Below are 16,678 nucleotides of genomic sequence, written 5' to 3'. Positions count from 1 at the left end.
TCAGGGGCTTTATGGACGATGCGTGTGGGCGGGGTGAGTTCGACTTGTGGTGGCGGCAGCGATGGCCGTTCCGACGGCGACTGTGACGATCACACCGAGCCCGGGCAGGAAGGTCGCGCCTAGCACTACCCCTGCGGCGGCCAGCATGGTGGCGTTGCGGGGGGTGCTGAGGGTGGTGCGTATGGTGAGGGCCCAGATGCTGAGGATGAATAGGGCGACGGGGATGGTGAGGGTGGCTGCGGCGGTGAGCTCGGTTGTGTGGGCGTGGTGGGTTGTGGTGTCGATTATGACTTCGATGCCGGCGGAATAGGCGCCGGCTGCGGCGAAGATGAGGTAGTGGGTGTAGCCGTAGGTCAGTGATGAGCGTAGCGAGTTGATGTGGTGGTGGTGTTCGCGGGAAAAGTAGATCCACCACATGCCGGCGGCGATGGCGAGGCCTGCCGCGGAGATAGTGAGCAGTTCAGGGATGTGGTTTCCTGCTTCGAGCGCTTCGACGACGGCATTAGCTGAGGCGAGGATGGATTCGCCGAGCAGGATGAGGGTGAACAGTCCATACCGTTCGGTGATGTGGTGCGGGTTCCATGGTGTCGGCCGGTGGGACTCCGCCCAGATCGGGACCGCGATCTCCGCAGCGGCGAGAACGAAGAACCCAATGAACCCGGCCGCCTCAGGCAGGGCAAGTCGGAGGATCCACGCGATCTGGACGGCGGTGATACCGGCGGCGTAGCGGAGCGCGGTGCCGCGGAGGGGCGGATTGGTGAGGGCGACGCGAAGCCATTGTGTAACCAGCGCGAGGCGCATGATCGCGTACCCGAGGGTGATGACGGCGAAGTCGTGGTGTTCCATGGCGTCGGCGGCGCCGGAGGCGAGGACGAGGACGCCGGCCATCTGCACAAAGGTGAGGATGCGGTACAGCCAGTCGTCGGTGTCGAACGAGGTGGCGAACCAGGTGAAGTTCATCCATGACCACCAGATCGCGAAAAACACCATCAGGTATCCCAGGACTCCCAGTCCTAGGTTGCCGCTCGCTTCCATGTGGTGCAGCTGCACGGAGGAGAACGACACCGCGACCACGAACACCAGGTCGAAGAACAGCTCGAGTGGACTAGCAGCGCGCCCCCGCTCGTGCGGGTCGCGGCCAGTCATGCGTCGAAGAGCACCGGTGAGGGGTGTGGTGGACATGTCGTTTCCTTGGGTCGTGAACCGGTGTGCGTCAGCGCCCCACGAGGCGCGTGGGCGGGTCGTGGGGCGCCGACGGGAGTGCCGAAACGGGTCAGTGGTTCGGCGGGATGGTGAAGCTGCGGAGGCGTTCGTCGTGGACGACGAAGATGCCCGTGGACTCACCGTTAAACACGCGGCTGCTCCAGTCAAAGCGGACCGTCGTGGTGTCAGCCTCGGTGCTCGCCGTCAGCAAGGTCATCTTCGCAAGGGCGCCGATGGCGTCAGAGTCCGCCCATCGGCGCACCCCCTCATGGCCGGTGTATTCCGTGTCCCAGTCGTTCACCAACCCGTCGGGGGTGAAGAGGTCGACGAATGCATCGGTGTCGGCGGAGTTGATGGCGTCCACGAACGCCTGCACGGGGGCGGGGACGGTCACATTGCTGCTCATGAAGTGTGCTCCTTCGGCCCGGTTTAGCGGGTGGTGTATCCGCCGTTGGCGAAGATGGTCTGCCCGGTGATCCACCAGCCCTCGGTTGCCAGGAACGCCACGATGGGGGCGATGTCCTCGATCTGGGTGAGCTGACCACCCATGGCCTGCGACTTGTGGAACTCCACCCGCTCGGGGGTTTCCTGCCCGTAGAAGAACGGGGTGTCCATCGGCCCCGGAGCGATCGCGGTGACCGAGATCCCGCGCTCCGCAAACTCCTTCGCCGCAGCGCGGGTGAAGTGCTCGACGGGGCTCTTACCGCCGGCATAGGTGGAGTAGCCATCAGTGAATGCCGCGAGGAGGGAGGTCACGAGGGTGATGACCTTGCCGCCGTCTGCGATGTTCTTGCCCGCTTCCTTGATGAAGAAGTACGCGGCCTTGCTGTTGACGTCGAACATGGCGTCGTACTCCTCCTCAGAGGTGTCGACGATGGGCTTGCGCAGCACCTTACCCACGGTGTTCACCGCGACATCGATCTTGCCAAGAGCGGCTTCGGCGTCGGCGAAGAGCTTGGTCACGTTCTCCGGAACCGTGAGGTCTCCGCTGAGGATGACGCCGCGTCCACCGGCCGCCTCAACGGCGGCAAGGGTGGCCTCGGCGTCCGGGCGCGTTGAGTCGGAGTTGTAGTGAATGGCGACGTTGGCCCCCGCATCTGCGGCCTGACGGCTGATCAGGCCGCCGAGGTTCTTCGCGCCTGCAGCGACGAGAACGTTCTTGCCTTTCAGGGTGTGAACAGTCATTGCGATTCTCCTTCGTGTGTCGGCTCTATGCAGCCATGTATCACTGCTACGGGTTACTATAGCGACATGACAGATGAGGTGCGAAGCGATACACGGACCCGTCTTCTAGACGCGGCTGCGGACATGATCGCCGCAGCTCCTGGCGAGGAGGTGTCGCTACGCGCGATCTGTGCCGCTGTGGGAGTGAAGATGCCCACCCTCTATCACTTCTTCGGCAACAAACAGGGCCTGATCGAAGCCGTCATCGAGCGCGGCTTCGACCTTTACCTCGCAGAAAAATCATCCGCGGAAACCAGCGGGGACCCCATCCAAGACATCCGCGCCGGATGGGATGCGCACGTAGCGTTCGGGCTGGCCAACCCCGGCTTCTACACGCTGATGTACGGGAAAGTCCGCCCCGGGTACTCTCCCGAGCCTCAGGCGCGTCCCAGCGAGATCCTTCGGACTCTCACCGCTCGGGCCGCGCAGCAGGGCCGTCTCGCGGTAACCCCCGACCAAGCGGCCGCGCACATCCTGGTCACCAACATCGGCGTCACTCTCCGCCAGATCGTTCTCGCCGCCGAAGACCGCGCTTTGTCCGTCGCCGTCCGCGAAGGGGCTCTCGCCGCAATCACCGGCACCAGCGGCTCAGCCCACTCCGCACGCGATCACATCACCCGCACGATCGAACACGCCAATGCCCACCCCGACCTCCTGGGCTCAGCGGAAACGTCACTGCTAACCACCTGGCTAGGGCGACTCATGCAACCCGGCATACAAGATCAGTGATGGTGATCGTGATCGTGAATATGAACGACCGTTTGCGAGACATCGAACGAATGGTCCGTTGAAGACGGCGCGTTGTCGGGTACGCGCGCGTCTCGACGAGATCAGAACCCTGACGGTCAGACCGACGCTCTCGAAGCGGCCGGCTGCGACAAGATCTTTGTCGAGCACGCCTCCGGCACCCTGGCGAAGCGACCCGCGCTGACCGATGCTCTCGGTTACCTGAGGGAGGGGGACTCCCTCGTCGTCACGAAACTCGACCGGCTCGGCCGCTCCGTCCGCAACCTCAAACAGATCGCCGACGAACTGCAGCAACGTGGAGTGGGCTGAGCGTCTAGAGGACGTGATGGCGGACTTCTCCTCGTTCGTTGCGATCTGGGGCTCAGATGAAGCAGTCGAGACCTTCTACCGTTTCAGGGTGGCGTCGGCGTCGTCCCCACCGACGCTCATCACGATGCGCCTCATGGCCGACTTCCTCATCGCGGTACGGAGGGACATTGCCTGGCCCGCAACGGAGATCACTGGCCTCCACGTCATCGGTATGCGCATTAACGACTTGCCCGAGCATCCTGAGATGAAGCGCGCCCTGGAGCAGCCGCTCGCAGAGTTGTGCAGAGCAGAGGGTTGGACACCACCGTTCGATCTTCAGACGGTCTAGACCGTAGTCAGGATCTGGCCAGGATGCTTCCGAGAAGCGAAGCGATCCACCGTTATGGCTAACTCTCGACCAAACACCCGCTGACCGGGGTTTTCCACAGTCTTCCCCACGCGCTCGGTAACGCCGCCTAACGCTGCATATCGCGTCTAATCGAACAGTGGGTTCTGGGTTCAAGTCCCGGGGGGTGCACAATGCAGGCCCTCACCCTCACGGGTGGGGCCTTTTCGTCGTCGCGGGGTGTCGCGGGCTGTCTCCGCGGTGCCGACGCGAGGATGGCGGCATGGCCGACGACGAGATGTGGGACGTCACCGACGTCCAGGGCACGCCCACCGGAACGCTCCACCGACGCGGCGACGGGCCGGTCCCGGCCGGGGCGTTCCACGTCGTGGCATCCGTCTGCGTGGTGGCATCCACGGGGCGGGTGCTCGTGAGCCTCCGCGCCGAAGGGAAGGACTATCCGCTGGCGTGGGAGTTCCCAGCGGGAAGCGCGCTGCGCGGCGAATCGAGTCGGCGCGGAGCGATGCGCGAACTCGACGAAGAGGTCGGATTTTCCGTCCTTCCGGACGATCTCGCGCTCGTGGGCCGCGTCGTCGAGGACCGTGCGCTGTTCGACCTCTGGATCACGCGTGTCGAGGGGGAACCCGCACCGACCGTGGACCCCGAAGAAGTCCAGGCGGCCGAGTGGGTCGAGCTCGACGAGGTGCACCGCCGCTGGCAGGCCGGGATGTTCGCCGGTCCGTGGAACGCGCGCTTCGATCAGCTGTGGGACACCCTGCGCGAGCGCGTCCGGGAGGTGCGGTGACCGATCTCACCCATGAGGTCTCCATCCCCGGGGGGACGCTGCACGTGGGGGAGTGGCATCCGGATGCCGAAGGCCTCCCGTGGCTGCTCGTGCACGGCGTCACCGCGTCGCACCTCGCGTGGTCGTGGGTCGCCGGCGATTCTCCCGACGCGCGCCTGATCGCGCCCGACCTGCGTGGGCGAGGGCGCAGCGCCGACGTGGATGGGCCGCTCGGAATGGCCGCACACGCCGACGATCTCGCCGCGATCCTGGATGCCACGGGCGTCGAGCGGGCCGTTGTCGTCGGGCACTCGATGGGGGCGTTCGTCTCGGCGGTGTTCGCGGATCGGCATGCAGATCGCGTGGAGCGGGTCGTGCTCGTCGACGGTGGTCTGCCGCTCGATCTGCCGGCCGGGATGGCGCCGGCCGAGGCCGTCCGCCACGTGCTCGGCCCGGTCGCCGCGCGGCTGGAGATGCGGTTCCCGGATCGCGCGGCGTATCGCGACTTCTGGCGCGGCCACCCCGCGTTCACCGGGCGCGAAGATCCGCTGCTCGACGAGTACTTCGGCTACGACCTGGTCGGCGACGAGCCGGAGTTGCGACCCGCGACGGCCCTCGCCACCGTGGAAGCGGACTCGATCGACCAGAACACCGGCACCGACATCGCTCGTGCACTCGACCGGATGCCGCGGCCGACTGTGCTGCTCGCCGCCGAGCGGGGTCTGCGCGCGGAGGTGCCCCCGCTGTACCCCGACCTGGTCCGCGTGCGTCGAGAGAACCCGCTGCTGAGGGAGGTGCGTCGGGCGGAGGGGACCGACCACTACTCGATCGTCATGTCGGTGGAGGGGGCGCGCGCGGTCGTCGGCGCGGTCCGCGACGGCGCGTGACGCGTGGGGGAGACGGCCGCGTGCCACGGTGGCCGCGGGGGTGAATTCCACGCCCTCTGAGCCCCATCCGACGGGAGGCGGGTGCGAGACGCCCTACCGTCGGCCGAATGCGTCGTCTCCTCGCCTCCGGTGCCGGTCTCGCCCTCCTCGCCGTCTCGGCATTCCTGGTCGCCGGCGCTCCCGCCACTGCCGCCGTTCCCGACCTCACGGGCCGCTCGTACGTCGCGCTCGGCGACTCCTACGCCGCGGCCTGGGGGCTTCCGCTCGCGGCCACTCAGCCCGGTCCGGGGTGCGATCAGTCCGATCAGAACTACCCCCACCTTCTGGCGGCCGAGTTCGGCTTCGCCCTCGATGATCGTTCGTGCGGTGGGGCCGTGATCGCGAACGTCGTCGACACCCCGCAGTCCGTCGGCGGGGGGACCGCACCCGCGCAGTCCGACTCGCTGGATGCCGACACCGCACTCGTCACCCTCACGATCGGCGGCAACGACCTCGGCTTCTGGAACATCGGCCAGATGTGCGTCGCGCTGTCGGCCGCCGGGCCGGTCGTCGGGAGCATCGACGGGCAAACCCACGCGACCTGCCGGGAGCAGTTCATCGTGGACACCCCGTCCGGGCCGGTGAACACCCTGTCGACGCAGATCGACACGACGGTGGCGCCCGCTCTGACCTCGGCACTGGCGGCGATCCAGGCGCGCGCGCCCCACGCCGAGATCATCGTCATCGGCTACCCGGCCCTGGCCCCCGACTCCGCGCACACGCCGAGCGGAGGCTGCTACTCCGGCCTGTTCCAGGGACTGGGCTTCCGGACGAACGCGTTCCCCTACACCGACGTCGACGTGACGCTGCTCCACGAGACCGAGACGCATCTCGACGAGGCGATGGCCGCCGCGACCGTAGCGGCGGGAGCGACCTACGTCTCGTTGGCCGCCGACTCCGTCGCGCACACGCCCTGCAACCCGTCCGACTCGTACGTCAACGGCATCACGCTCACCCTGTCGCCGGACAGCATCCCGGTCAGCGGTCTCCCGTTCGGCGGTGTCCGCCGCGGTGCGCTGCACCCGAACGCCGCCGGCGCCGCGTTCGCGAGCGACCAGGCGGCGGAGGCCGTGCGCGAGCTCTTCGCGGCCCCCGACCCGACGCCGACCCCCACGCCGACGCCGACCCCCACGCAGACGCCGACCCCCACGCCGGAGCCGACTTCGACGCCGGAGCCGACGCCGACCCCCACCCCGACAGCCACCCCCGAGCCGACCGCGACGGCTTCGCCCACGCCGACCCCGACGACGAGTGCCAGCCCGGTTCCGTCCGCCTCGGCATCCCCGGCCGGGGCAGGCCTCGCCTCGACGGGAACGCCGTCGGTCGCCGGCGCGATCGGCATCGCCACGGTGATGCTCCTCGTGGGCGTCGTCGTCACGGTCGTCCTGCGGCGTCGGGCCATACGCGACTGACCCCCCGCACACGAACGCGCCCGGCCGTCGACGAAGGAGTCGACGACCGGGCGCGCTGTGGTTCCCGGGGTCCTACGCTGCGTCTCCCACCAGAACCGCCGCTCCCTCATCGGCTGCGGTCGGGTGCGCCCCGTCGATGTGCGCGAGCGTCCTGCGGCCGAACAGGATGCACGCCGCCGCGATCACGACCGACACCGTGGCCATGACGTACGGCACCCCGGCGCCGGCCGCGTGCCACAGGAAGGCCGCGAGCGGCGGAGCCATCGCGCCGCCCAGGAAGCGGACCGCCGAGTACGCGGACGAAGCGACGGAGCGTGGCAGGTCGGTGGCTTCCATGACCGCCTCGGTGAGCGCCGTGTTGATCACACCGAGCACGAGACCGCCGACCACGATGCACACGACCAGTGCCGCAGGCGAGCCCACCACGAACGCGGCCACGAGGAGGTCCGCCGCCAACAGCGGCAGTGCGACGAGCAGGACGGTGGTCAGCCGCATCCGGCGGAGGAGCAGCGGTGCGACCCACACGCTCGTGACGGCGAGGCCGAGACCCCAGCCGAAGAACGTCAGACCGATGCCCATGGCGCCGAAGCCGAGGGGGAAGGGCGAGAACGCCAGCAGCGTGAAGAAGCCGATGTTGTAGAAGAGTGCGGTCGCAGCCAGAATCGCCAGCGCGGGGCGACCGAGCGCCCGGAACGGCGCGCTGAACGGAATCGGGGAGCGCGCCGGGGCCGGTCCGCGCAGGAGCACCGCGACCGCGACGAACGCGATCGCCATGAGCACCACCACGCCGAAGAACGGCCCGCGCCAACTCGCCTCGCCGAGGATGCCGCCGAGCAACGGTCCCACGGCGATGCCGAGGCCGAGCGCGGCTTCGTACAGGATGATCGCCGCCGAACTGCCGCCGGAGGCGGCGCCGACGATCGTCGCGAGCGCGGTCGAGATGAACAGGGCGTTGCCCAGACCCCAGCCGGCGCGGAAACCGATCACGGCGTCGACGCTCCCGCTGACCGCGCACAGCAGCGCGAACACGACGATGAGGCCGAGACCGACCAGGAGGGTGGCCTTGGCGCCGATGCGGCTCGAGATCCAACTCGTCACGAGCATCGCGAGGCCGGTGACCACGAGGTAGCTCGTGAACAGCAGCTCGGTCTCGACGGGGCTCGCCTGCAACGACTCGGCGATCGCCGGGAGGATCGGATCGACGAGGCCGATCCCCATGAACGCCACGACGCACGCGAACGCGACGGCCCACACCTGGGCGGGCTGCTTCCACACGCTGGGAGCCGCGCTCATCGTGCGACCTCCGGCCGCAGGCCGACGCGGGCGGCGAGGGCATCGGCGCTCGTGCGGACCGCGTCCCACTCGGCATCCGTCAGGTCGGCGACGTGCGGGGTGAGAGCGGCGGCGAGGGTCTCGAGCCACCGGTCGAGTTCCACGAGACCGTCGTCGGTGGCCGAGACGACACTCACACGCGAGTCGTCCGGGTGGATGCCGCGGGCCACGAGGCCGGCACTCTCCATCTGGTGCACGAGCCTCGTCATCCCGGGCTGCGAGACGCGGCTGAGAGTGGCGAGGTCGCCCAGGCGCTGCGGGCCGTGGTCGCGGAGGAGTGTCAGGGTGCGCCACTGCGCAGCGGGGGCGTCGTTCTTGGTGTCGATGGCCGCGATGCGCGTCAAGGCGTGCACCGCGAGGATCAGTCTCTGGAGATCATCGTCGCGGGTCATTCCCCAGAGCATACCCCAGGTATATAACGGTGGTATCTATTATCGTCCCGCGATGCGCGTCGACAGTTGGTGCGCGTGCGCGAGCAGGATCCGCCCGAGCTCTGCCAGCCGGTCGCCGCCGAAGCGGAACTCCACCCCGGTGAGGCTGAGGGCCCACTGCGGTTCCCCGCTCCTCGTGAACACCGCGGCACCCAATCCCCAGCTGCCCTCGACGATGAGTCCGGGGTTCACCGCGTAGCCGCGGGCCTTCGTGTCGGCCACTCGCGTCCGCAGGCGGGCGGGGGAATGCGCGACGCCCCAGTGCTCCGTCAGGTCGTCGTGACGCTCGAGGTAGGCGTCGACCTCTTCCGGCGGCAGGAACGCCAGGATCGCCAGCCCCGCTGACGCGACCCCGAGGGGAAAGCGCACCCCCTCCGACAGGACGTGGGAACGGATGGGGAAGCTCCCGTCCTCGCGCACGAGGCACACCGTCTCGTCCCCCCGACGCACCGAGAGGAACGCGCTCTCCTCGGTCCGCACGGCGAGGGAGCGGACGATGTCGCGTGCGATCGCGGTCACGTCGAACCGGGATGCCGCGACGGTCCCCATCAGATAGAGCTCGGGGCCGGGCAGCCACCGCCCCGTGGCGTCGTCCCGGTCGACGAGGCCCTCCTGCCGGAGGGCGGACAGGAGTCGGTGCGCGGTGGGGCGCGTCAGTTCGGCGTGGCGCGCGAGATCGCCCACCGCGGCGCCCTCGGCCCCGGACGCCGTCACCAAGCGCAGCAGGTGCGCGGCGCGGGCGATCGCCTGCGTCCCCGGGACGCTCGTCCGCGCGGGGGGAGTCGGGGTAGTGTCCACGATGTGGACGCTACGCGGGCCGGCATCCACATCGCAAGAAGTGAGGCGACGCGTCGCGCGCTCCGGGCACAGGATGAGACCACCGATCCCTGCACGAAGGAGTCCGCGTGATCGACAAGACCTGGCCGTCGGCGGCCGACGCCGTCGCCGACATCCCCGATGGGGCGTCGCTCGCCGTCGGCGGCTTCGGCCTCTCGGGAAATCCCATCGCTCTCATCGAGGCGCTGCTCGCGCAGGGGACGCGCGACCTGTCGGTCGTGTCCAACAACTGCGGGGTGGACGATTGGGGGCTCGGCATCCTGCTGGGAGCCGGACGCATCCGCAAGATGACGTCGTCGTACGTCGGCGAGAACAAGGAGTTCGAGCGGCAGTTCCTCTCCGGCGAGCTCGAGCTCGAGCTCACGCCGCAAGGCACGCTCGCCGAGAAGCTGCGCGCGGGGGGATCGGGGATCGCGGCGTTCTACACGCAGACCGGCGTCGGGACGCAAGTCGCCGAGGGAGGCCTGCCGCAGCGCTACGACGGGTCCGGCGGGGTCGCCGTGGCCTCTCCTGCGAAGGACACCCGGACGTTCGACGTCCACGGGGTGCCGCGCGAGTTCGTCCTCGAAGAGGCGATCACCACGGACTTCGCGCTCGTGCACGCCTGGAAGGGCGACCGCCACGGCAACCTCGTCTTCCGTAAGGCCGCGCGCAGCTTCAACCCCCTCGCGGCGATGGCCGGACGCGTCTGCGTCGCGCAGGTCGAGCACCTCGTGGAGCCGGGCGAGATCGATCCGGACGACGTGCACCTCCCCGGCGTCTTCGTCCACCGCATCGTCGAGGTGGGACCCGACATCGAGAAGCGCATCGAGAAGCGCACCGTCACCGAAGGAGGCCGCTGAGATGGCGCTCACCCGCATCGAGATGGCCGCGCGCGCTGCGCGCGAACTCACCGACGGCTCGTACGTGAACCTCGGCATCGGTTTGCCGACCCTCGTGCCCAATCACGTCCCCGACGGAGTGACGGTCGTGCTGCAGTCCGAGAACGGCATCCTGGGTGTCGGTCCGTACCCGACCGAGGATGCCGTCGACGCCGACCTCATCAACGCCGGCAAAGAAACCGTGACGACCCTGCCGGGGGCGGCGTTCTTCGACTCGGCGACGAGCTTCGGCATGATCCGCGGGGGGAAGATCGACGCGGCGATCCTCGGGGCCATGCAGGTGTCGGCCACCGGCGACCTGGCGAACTGGATGATCCCGGGCAAGATGGTCAAAGGCCCCGGCGGCGCGATGGACCTCGTCCACGGAGCCGAACGCGTCATCGTCCTCATGGAGCACGTCGCCCGCGACGGGTCGCCCAAGATCGTCGACGCGTGCTCGCTTCCGCTGACCGGCCGCGGCGTGGTCGACCGGATCATCACCGACCTCGCCGTGATCGACGTCACGCCCGAGGGGCTCGTCCTCATCGAGGTCGCCCCGGGCGTCTCGGTCGACGACGTCGTCGCCGCTACCGAACCCCCGCTCACCGTCCGCATCCCCGAGGAGAAGATCGCATGACCTCCGACACCGACGTCGTCATCGTCGCCGCCGCCCGCACCCCGCAGGGCCGGCTCAAGGGGCAGCTCGCTCCGCTGACCGCGGTGCAGCTCGGCGCGGCCGCCATCTCGGGGGCTCTCGAGCGCGGCGGTATCCCCGCCGATGCCATCGATGCGGTGCTCGTCGGCCAAGTGCTGCAGGCCGGCGCCGGCCAGAACGCCGCTCGTCAGGCCGCGATCGCCGCGGGCATCGGGTGGGACGTCCACGCCGCCACCGTGAACAAGGTCTGCCTCTCTGGGCTCACGGCCGTCATCGACGCCGCACGCATGCTGCGACTCGGCGACGCGACCGTGGTCGTCGCCGCCGGCATGGAGTCGATGACCCGCGCACCGCACCTGCTGATGAACTCCCGCGAGGGGTACGCGTACGGCTCGATCGAGGTGCTCGACCACCTCGCGCACGACGGCCTCACCGACGCCTACGACCGCGAGAGCATGGGAGCGTCCACCGAACGCGCCAACGCCCGGTACGAGGTCACGCGGGAGGCCCAGGATGCCGTGGCCGCCCGGTCCCACCAGCGTGCGGCCGCAGCCCAGGCGGCGGGCGTCTTCGACGCCGAGATCGTCCCGGTGTCGATCCCGCAGCGTAAGGGCGACCCCGTGGTGGTCGCCGCCGACGAGGGCATCCGCCCGGACACGACGGTCGAGACGCTCGCAAAGCTGCGCCCCGCGTTCGCCGAGGGCGGGTCGATCACCGCGGGCAACGCCTCCCAGATCTCGGACGGGGCCTCGGCCGTGGTCGTGACCACCCGGGCGACCGCCGCCGCGCACGGCTGGGACGTCCTCGCCGTCGTCGGCGCGGCCGGACAGGTCGCCGGACCCGACAACTCGCTCCACGCGCAGCCCGCACGGGCCATCGCCCAGGCCCTCGAGAAGGAGGGCATCGCGGCATCCGACCTCGACCACGTCGAGATCAACGAAGCCTTCGGTGCCGTGGTGGCCCGGTCGCAGGCCGAACTCGGACTCACCGACGAGGTGGTCAACCCGCACGGCGGCGGCATCGCGATCGGCCACCCGATCGGTGCGTCGGGCAACCGCCTCGTCGTGCACGCGGTGCACGAACTCGTGCGGCGGGGGAGCGGCACCGCCGCGGTCGCGCTGTGCGGCGGGGGCGGTCAGGGCGACGCGCTCATCCTCACGCGCTGAAGGGATGCCGGGCCCCCGGGCCTGGCATCCTCTGTTCTCGCGTCAGCGCGCGAGGCGCTTCTTCAGGAGCTTCTGCTGCTTGCGCGCGACGGGCGAGTCGCCGGAGACTTGACGACCGCGGCGCGCCCGTCGCGTATCCACGACGGCACCGATGGCCAGGGCGAGCGTGATGCCCCAGCTCAGCCACGCCAGGGCCGTGCGCCATGTGAACGGCTCGTCGTTGCGGAGGCCGCGCAGCAGCGTGATGCCACCCGTGATGGCGCTGAGGAGTCCGGTTCCGAAGATGTACTGGCGCATGCCACCAACCTACTCATCCTCGCGCGGAGGCCGACGACGCCTTGACAGCGGGACGCCCCACCTCGATAAACGCCGTCTCTGTCGAGACACGCGGTGTCGCACCGTGTCTCGACAGAACGGGCGTTTATCGCATTCCGGCGCCCCCGCGGAACCATCGCACCCCGCTGTTAGCCTGAGGGGAAGCTACCGAGGAGGACCTGTGTCACAGGCCGATTTCGTCGTCGTCGCCAATCGTCTACCGGTGGATCGCACCCCCGATGGGGAGGGGTGGCGGCGTTCCCCCGGCGGTCTCGTCACCGCGCTCGAACCCGTCATGCGTCGGGCCGAGGGGGCATGGGTGGGCTGGGCGGGACAGCCCGGCGTCGCCCTCGAGCCGTTCGACTTCGAGGGGACGCATCTCGTTCCGATCGAGCTCTCCGCCGCGGACGTGCAGAACTACTACGAGGGTTTCTCGAACGACACGATCTGGCCGCTGTACCACGACGTCATCGCCGCCCCGACGTACAAGCGCGCCTGGTGGGACGCCTACGTTCGTGTCAACCGCCGCTTCGCCGCAGCAGCGGCCGACGTCGCGGCTGAGAACGGCACCGTCTGGGTGCAGGACTATCAGCTGCAGCTCGTGCCGAAGATGCTCCGCGAGCTGCGCCCCGACCTCACCATCGGCTACTTCCATCACATCCCGTTCCCGGCCTACGGCCTCTACGCGCAGCTGCCGTGGCGCAAGCAGGTGCTCGAGGGCCTCCTCGGTGCCGACGTCATCGGGTTCCAGCGTGTGGCCGACGCCGGCAACTTCGCTCGCGCCGTGCGGCGGCAGTTGCGGTACGACACCAAGGCGAGCGGCATCTCTGTACCGGATGGCGAGGGCGGCACCCGGGTCGCTCTGGCGAAGGCGTTCCCGATCTCGATCGACGCCGAGTCGTACATCGAGCTCGCGCAGCGCCCCGATATCCAGCAGCGCGCGCGGGAGATCCGCGAAGGCCTCGGCAATCCGAGGAAGATCCTGCTCGGCGTGGACCGCCTCGACTACACCAAGGGCATCCGGCACCGGCTGAAGGCGTGGGGCGAACTGCTCGAGGACGGCCGCGCCACCGTCGAGGACGCCACTTTGGTGCAGGTCGCGAGCCCCAGCCGCGAGCGCGTCGAGGCGTACGTGCAGTTGCGCGACGAGATCGAGATGATGGTCGGCCGCATCAACGGCGATCACGACACGATGGGGCACACCGCGATCCGCTACCTGCACCAGTCGTATCCGCGAGAAGAGATGGTGGCGCTCTTCCTCGCCGCCGACGTCATGCTCGTCACGGCTCTGCGCGACGGCATGAATCTCGTGGCCAAGGAGTACGTCGCCAGCCGGATCGACAACCGCGGCGTGCTCGTGCTGAGCGAGTTCGCCGGCGCGGCAGACGAGATGGGCAGCGCGCTGCTGATCAACCCGCACGACATCGGCGGGCTCAAGGACACGATCATCCGCGCGATCGACATGCCGGCCGCCGAGCAGGGGCGTCGGATGCGTGCGCTACGCCGGCGCGTGCGCGATCACGACGTCGAGGATTGGTCGCGCGAGTTCTTGGAGGCGCTCTCGGCCTTCCACGGCCGGACATCGAGCGCCCCGGCGGCCGTTGCCGCTCGGGCCGCCTCCGTGGACGAGGAGGCCGGCTCGTGACCGCCGCCGACGCCGCGATCGAGGCCGTGTCCACCACGGCGGTCCTCTTGGTCGCGCTCGATTTCGACGGCACGCTCGCTCCGCTCGTCGACGACCCGATGACGGCGCGGATGACGCCGCGCGCCCGGGCCGCGGTCGATGCCCTCGCCGCCGCGCCCGACACCGTGGTCGCCCTCGTCTCTGGGCGGTCCCTCGGGCACCTGCGCGAGATCGCGGAGCACGACGACGACTCTCCGGTGTGGCTGGCGGCGTCCCACGGCGTGCAGTACTGGGTTCCGGGCACCGGCGAGGAGCCGGCGCCGGACGACGCCGAGCACCTGTCGCTCCGGGACCGGCTCCAGGCCGAGCTGGAGCGACGCACCGCCCACGCGACCGGCGTCTGGATCGAGCCGAAGGAGTTCGGTGTCGGGGTGCACACCCGTCGAGCGGATGCCACCGACGCCGCGGAGGCGCGCGAGATCGCCGACGCGCTCGTCGGCACGGAAGCGCCACGGTGGCGTCGCCGCACCGGCCACGACATCCTCGAGTTCGCGTTCCGCCACGAGGGCAAGGACTCCGCCGTCGAGCGCCTGCGGGAGCGCGTAGGGGCGACGGCGGTGCTCTTCGCGGGCGACGACGTCACGGACGAAGACGCCTTGCGCTCGCTCTCGGCGGGGGATCTCGGCATCCACATCGGTTCCGGAGAGACCGCGGCCGACCTGAAGGTCGCCGACATCGATGCTTTCGTCGACGTTCTGGAGGCCGTGGCGCATCAGCGTGTCGCCCACGCGCAATAGACTGCGAGAATGCCCGCACCGCACAATTCGACCCCCGCCGGCGAGATCGACATCAAGCCCCGCAGCCGCGTCATCACCGATGGCATCGAAGCCACCACGTCGCGCGGAATGCTCCGCGGCGTCGGCATGGGCGACGATGACTGGGACAAGCCCCAGATCGGCATCGCGTCCAGCTGGAACGAGATCACGCCCTGCAACCTGAGCCTGGACCGTCTGGCCCAGGGCGCCAAAGAGGGCGTGCACTCCGGTGGCGGATACCCGCTGCAATTCGGCACCATCTCGGTCTCCGACGGCATCTCGATGGGCCACGAGGGCATGCACTTCTCGCTCGTGTCGCGCGAGGTGATCGCGGACTCCGTCGAGACCGTCATGATGGCCGAGCGCCTGGACGGCTCGGTCCTTCTCGCCGGGTGCGACAAGTCGATCCCGGGCATGCTCATGGCATCCGCTCGCCTTGACCTCTCGAGCGTCTTCCTCTACGCCGGCTCGATCGCGCCGGGCTGGGTCAAGCTCTCGGACGGCACCGAGAAGGAGATCACGATCATCGACTCCTTCGAGGGTGTCGGTGCGTGCCTCGCGGGCCGCATGAGCGAGGCCGACCTCAAGCGCATCGAGTGCTCGTTCGCGCCCGGTGAGGGCGCGTGCGGCGGAATGTACACCGCCAACACGATGGCCTCCGTCGCCGAGGCGCTCGGTCTCAGCCTCCCCGGCTCCGCCGCCCCGCCCTCGGCCGACCGGCGCCGCGACTACTTCGCCCATCGCTCGGGCGAGGCCGTGGTCAACCTGCTGCGCCAGGGGATCACGACGCGCGACATCCTCACCAAGGAGGCGTTCGAGAACGCCATCGCTCTCGCCATGGCTCTCGGTGGTTCGACGAACGTCGTCCTCCACCTGCTCGCGATCGCCCGCGAGGCCGAGGTCGAGCTGACGCTCCACGACTTCAACCGCATCGGCGACAAGACGCCGCACGTGGCCGACATGAAGCCGTTCGGCAAGTACGTCATGAACGACGTAGACCGTCAGGGCGGCATCCCGGTCATCATGAAGGCGATGCTCGACGAGGGCCTGCTGCACGGCGACGCGCTCACGGTCACGGGCAAGACCCTCGCCGAGAACCTCGCCGACCTCGACCCCGACCCGATCGACGGCACCGTCATCCACTCGTTCGACAACCCCATCCACGCCACGGGCGGCATCACGATCCTGCACGGCTCGATGGCTCCCGAGGGTGCGGTCGTCAAGTCCGCCGGCTTCGACGGCAACGTCTTCGAGGGACCCGCGCGGGTGTTCGAGCGCGAGCGCGCCGCCATGGACGCGCTCGAGGCGGGCGAGATCCACGCCGGCGACGTCGTCGTCATCCGCTACGAGGGCCCCAAGGGCGGCCCCGGCATGCGCGAGATGCTGGCCATCACGGCCGCGATCAAGGGCGCGGGTCTCGGAAAAGATGTACTACTCTTGACGGACGGTCGATTCTCAGGCGGCACAACCGGCCTCTGCATCGGCCACATAGCTCCCGAAGCGGTGGACGCAGGTCCTATCGCCTTCGTGCGCGATGGTGATCTGATACGGGTCGATATCGCCGCTCGCACTCTCGACTTGATCGTCGATGACGCCGAGCTGAGTTCCCGCCGTGAGGGCTGGGAACCGCTTCCCCCGCGCTATACCCGTGGCGTTCTGGCCAAATACTCCAAGCTCGTGCACTCCGCCGCGGAGGGCGCAGTCACGGGCTGA

General features: G+C 69.2%; 19 protein-coding genes. 12 read left to right on the top strand and 7 right to left on the bottom strand.

Annotation, left to right across the window (positions count from 1 at the left end; translation table 11 throughout):
• Nucleotides 1-9 precede the first annotated feature (9 nt).
• The 3 genes from AC3E6M_RS05320 to AC3E6M_RS05310 form a co-directional block, all read right to left on the bottom strand.
• Nucleotides 10-1,182, bottom strand: coding sequence for a low temperature requirement protein A (locus AC3E6M_RS05320; protein WP_252370966.1), 1,173 nt, complete (start codon nucleotides 1,180-1,182; stop codon nucleotides 10-12).
• Between the two features lie 91 nt (nucleotides 1,183-1,273).
• Nucleotides 1,274-1,609 carry a nuclear transport factor 2 family protein gene (locus AC3E6M_RS05315; protein ID WP_138175089.1) on the bottom strand — a complete coding sequence of 112 codons (336 nt, stop codon included), beginning with the start codon at nucleotides 1,607-1,609 and terminating at the stop codon, nucleotides 1,274-1,276.
• 23 nt (nucleotides 1,610-1,632) lie between these two features.
• On the bottom strand, nucleotides 1,633-2,388 hold the full coding sequence (locus AC3E6M_RS05310; protein WP_138175087.1) for an SDR family oxidoreductase: 756 nt from the start codon (nucleotides 2,386-2,388) through the stop codon (nucleotides 1,633-1,635).
• A 66-nt stretch (nucleotides 2,389-2,454) separates the two neighbouring features.
• Here AC3E6M_RS05310 and AC3E6M_RS05305 point away from each other — a divergent pair, with 66 nt between their 5' ends.
• From AC3E6M_RS05305 to AC3E6M_RS05280, 6 genes are all read left to right on the top strand, one after another.
• Entirely contained in the window at nucleotides 2,455-3,156 is a 702-nt protein-coding gene (locus AC3E6M_RS05305) for a TetR/AcrR family transcriptional regulator (RefSeq protein ID WP_138175085.1), read from the top strand.
• A 72-nt stretch (nucleotides 3,157-3,228) separates the two neighbouring features.
• Complete coding sequence (locus AC3E6M_RS05300; protein ID WP_252370965.1) at nucleotides 3,229-3,483, top strand: recombinase family protein; 255 nt, start codon at nucleotides 3,229-3,231, stop codon at nucleotides 3,481-3,483.
• On the top strand, nucleotides 3,470-3,811 hold the full coding sequence (locus tag AC3E6M_RS05295) for a hypothetical protein (protein ID WP_490529255.1): 342 nt from the start codon (nucleotides 3,470-3,472) through the stop codon (nucleotides 3,809-3,811). The genes AC3E6M_RS05300 and AC3E6M_RS05295 overlap by 14 nt, the downstream gene beginning before the upstream one ends.
• A 280-nt stretch (nucleotides 3,812-4,091) precedes the next feature.
• Complete coding sequence (locus AC3E6M_RS05290; RefSeq protein WP_138175081.1) at nucleotides 4,092-4,613, top strand: NUDIX domain-containing protein; 522 nt, start codon at nucleotides 4,092-4,094, stop codon at nucleotides 4,611-4,613.
• Complete coding sequence (locus tag AC3E6M_RS05285; protein WP_490529254.1) at nucleotides 4,610-5,479, top strand: alpha/beta fold hydrolase; 870 nt, start codon at nucleotides 4,610-4,612, stop codon at nucleotides 5,477-5,479. The genes AC3E6M_RS05290 and AC3E6M_RS05285 overlap by 4 nt, the downstream gene beginning before the upstream one ends.
• 107 nt (nucleotides 5,480-5,586) lie before the next feature.
• Nucleotides 5,587-6,930, top strand: coding sequence for an SGNH/GDSL hydrolase family protein (locus tag AC3E6M_RS05280; protein WP_394529561.1), 1,344 nt, complete (start codon nucleotides 5,587-5,589; stop codon nucleotides 6,928-6,930).
• Nucleotides 6,931-7,002: 72 nt separating this feature from the next.
• On the opposite strand, the gene AC3E6M_RS05275 is transcribed toward AC3E6M_RS05280, so the two are convergent.
• The 3 genes from AC3E6M_RS05275 to AC3E6M_RS05265 are packed head-to-tail and all read right to left on the bottom strand — an operon-like array spanning nucleotide 7,003 to nucleotide 9,491.
• The gene (locus AC3E6M_RS05275) at nucleotides 7,003-8,223 is read right to left on the bottom strand and encodes an MFS transporter (protein WP_138178137.1); all 1,221 of its coding nucleotides are present in this window, start codon (nucleotides 8,221-8,223) and stop codon (nucleotides 7,003-7,005) included.
• Nucleotides 8,220-8,654 carry a MarR family winged helix-turn-helix transcriptional regulator gene (locus tag AC3E6M_RS05270; RefSeq protein ID WP_138178139.1) on the bottom strand — a complete coding sequence of 145 codons (435 nt, stop codon included), beginning with the start codon at nucleotides 8,652-8,654 and terminating at the stop codon, nucleotides 8,220-8,222. Before AC3E6M_RS05270 ends, AC3E6M_RS05275 begins: the two co-directional genes overlap by 4 nt.
• A gap of 39 nt (nucleotides 8,655-8,693) precedes the next feature.
• Nucleotides 8,694-9,491: an IclR family transcriptional regulator gene (locus AC3E6M_RS05265; RefSeq protein ID WP_490529253.1), complete on the bottom strand. Its 798-nt coding sequence runs from the start codon at nucleotides 9,489-9,491 to the stop codon at nucleotides 8,694-8,696.
• 107 nt (nucleotides 9,492-9,598) lie between these two features.
• Between AC3E6M_RS05265 and AC3E6M_RS05260 the strand changes: the two genes are divergently transcribed.
• The 3 genes from AC3E6M_RS05260 to AC3E6M_RS05250 are packed head-to-tail and all read left to right on the top strand — an operon-like array spanning nucleotide 9,599 to nucleotide 12,211.
• The gene (locus tag AC3E6M_RS05260) at nucleotides 9,599-10,372 is read left to right on the top strand and encodes a CoA transferase subunit A (protein WP_490529252.1); all 774 of its coding nucleotides are present in this window, start codon (nucleotides 9,599-9,601) and stop codon (nucleotides 10,370-10,372) included.
• 1 nt (nucleotide 10,373) lies between these two features.
• A complete protein-coding gene (locus AC3E6M_RS05255) occupies nucleotides 10,374-11,027 on the top strand; it encodes a 3-oxoacid CoA-transferase subunit B (RefSeq protein WP_490529251.1) in 654 nt (217 codons plus the stop codon).
• Entirely contained in the window at nucleotides 11,024-12,211 is a 1,188-nt protein-coding gene (locus tag AC3E6M_RS05250) for an acetyl-CoA C-acetyltransferase (protein WP_490529250.1), read from the top strand. Before AC3E6M_RS05255 ends, AC3E6M_RS05250 begins: the two co-directional genes overlap by 4 nt.
• A 42-nt stretch (nucleotides 12,212-12,253) precedes the next feature.
• On the opposite strand, the gene AC3E6M_RS05245 is transcribed toward AC3E6M_RS05250, so the two are convergent.
• Complete coding sequence (locus AC3E6M_RS05245; RefSeq protein ID WP_138178147.1) at nucleotides 12,254-12,508, bottom strand: cytochrome c-type biogenesis protein; 255 nt, start codon at nucleotides 12,506-12,508, stop codon at nucleotides 12,254-12,256.
• Nucleotides 12,509-12,707: 199 nt separating this feature from the next.
• On the opposite strand from AC3E6M_RS05245, the gene AC3E6M_RS05240 reads away from it, so the two are divergent.
• The 3 genes from AC3E6M_RS05240 to ilvD are packed head-to-tail and all read left to right on the top strand — an operon-like array spanning nucleotide 12,708 to nucleotide 16,678.
• Entirely contained in the window at nucleotides 12,708-14,171 is a 1,464-nt protein-coding gene (locus tag AC3E6M_RS05240) for an alpha,alpha-trehalose-phosphate synthase (UDP-forming) (RefSeq protein ID WP_394529560.1), read from the top strand.
• The gene (gene otsB, locus AC3E6M_RS05235) at nucleotides 14,168-14,947 is read left to right on the top strand and encodes a trehalose-phosphatase (protein ID WP_292899279.1); all 780 of its coding nucleotides are present in this window, start codon (nucleotides 14,168-14,170) and stop codon (nucleotides 14,945-14,947) included. The genes AC3E6M_RS05240 and otsB overlap by 4 nt, the downstream gene beginning before the upstream one ends.
• A gap of 9 nt (nucleotides 14,948-14,956) precedes the next feature.
• Nucleotides 14,957-16,678, top strand: a complete 1,722-nt coding sequence (gene ilvD, locus AC3E6M_RS05230) for a dihydroxy-acid dehydratase (protein ID WP_138177287.1) — start codon at nucleotides 14,957-14,959, stop codon at nucleotides 16,676-16,678.

The sequence above is a fragment of the Microbacterium sp. SCPM-O-B-15248 (M128) genome, from assembly GCF_058214835.1.
Note: the sequence above shows the minus strand (reverse complement) of the source record. Positions and strands in the feature narration are given on the sequence as shown.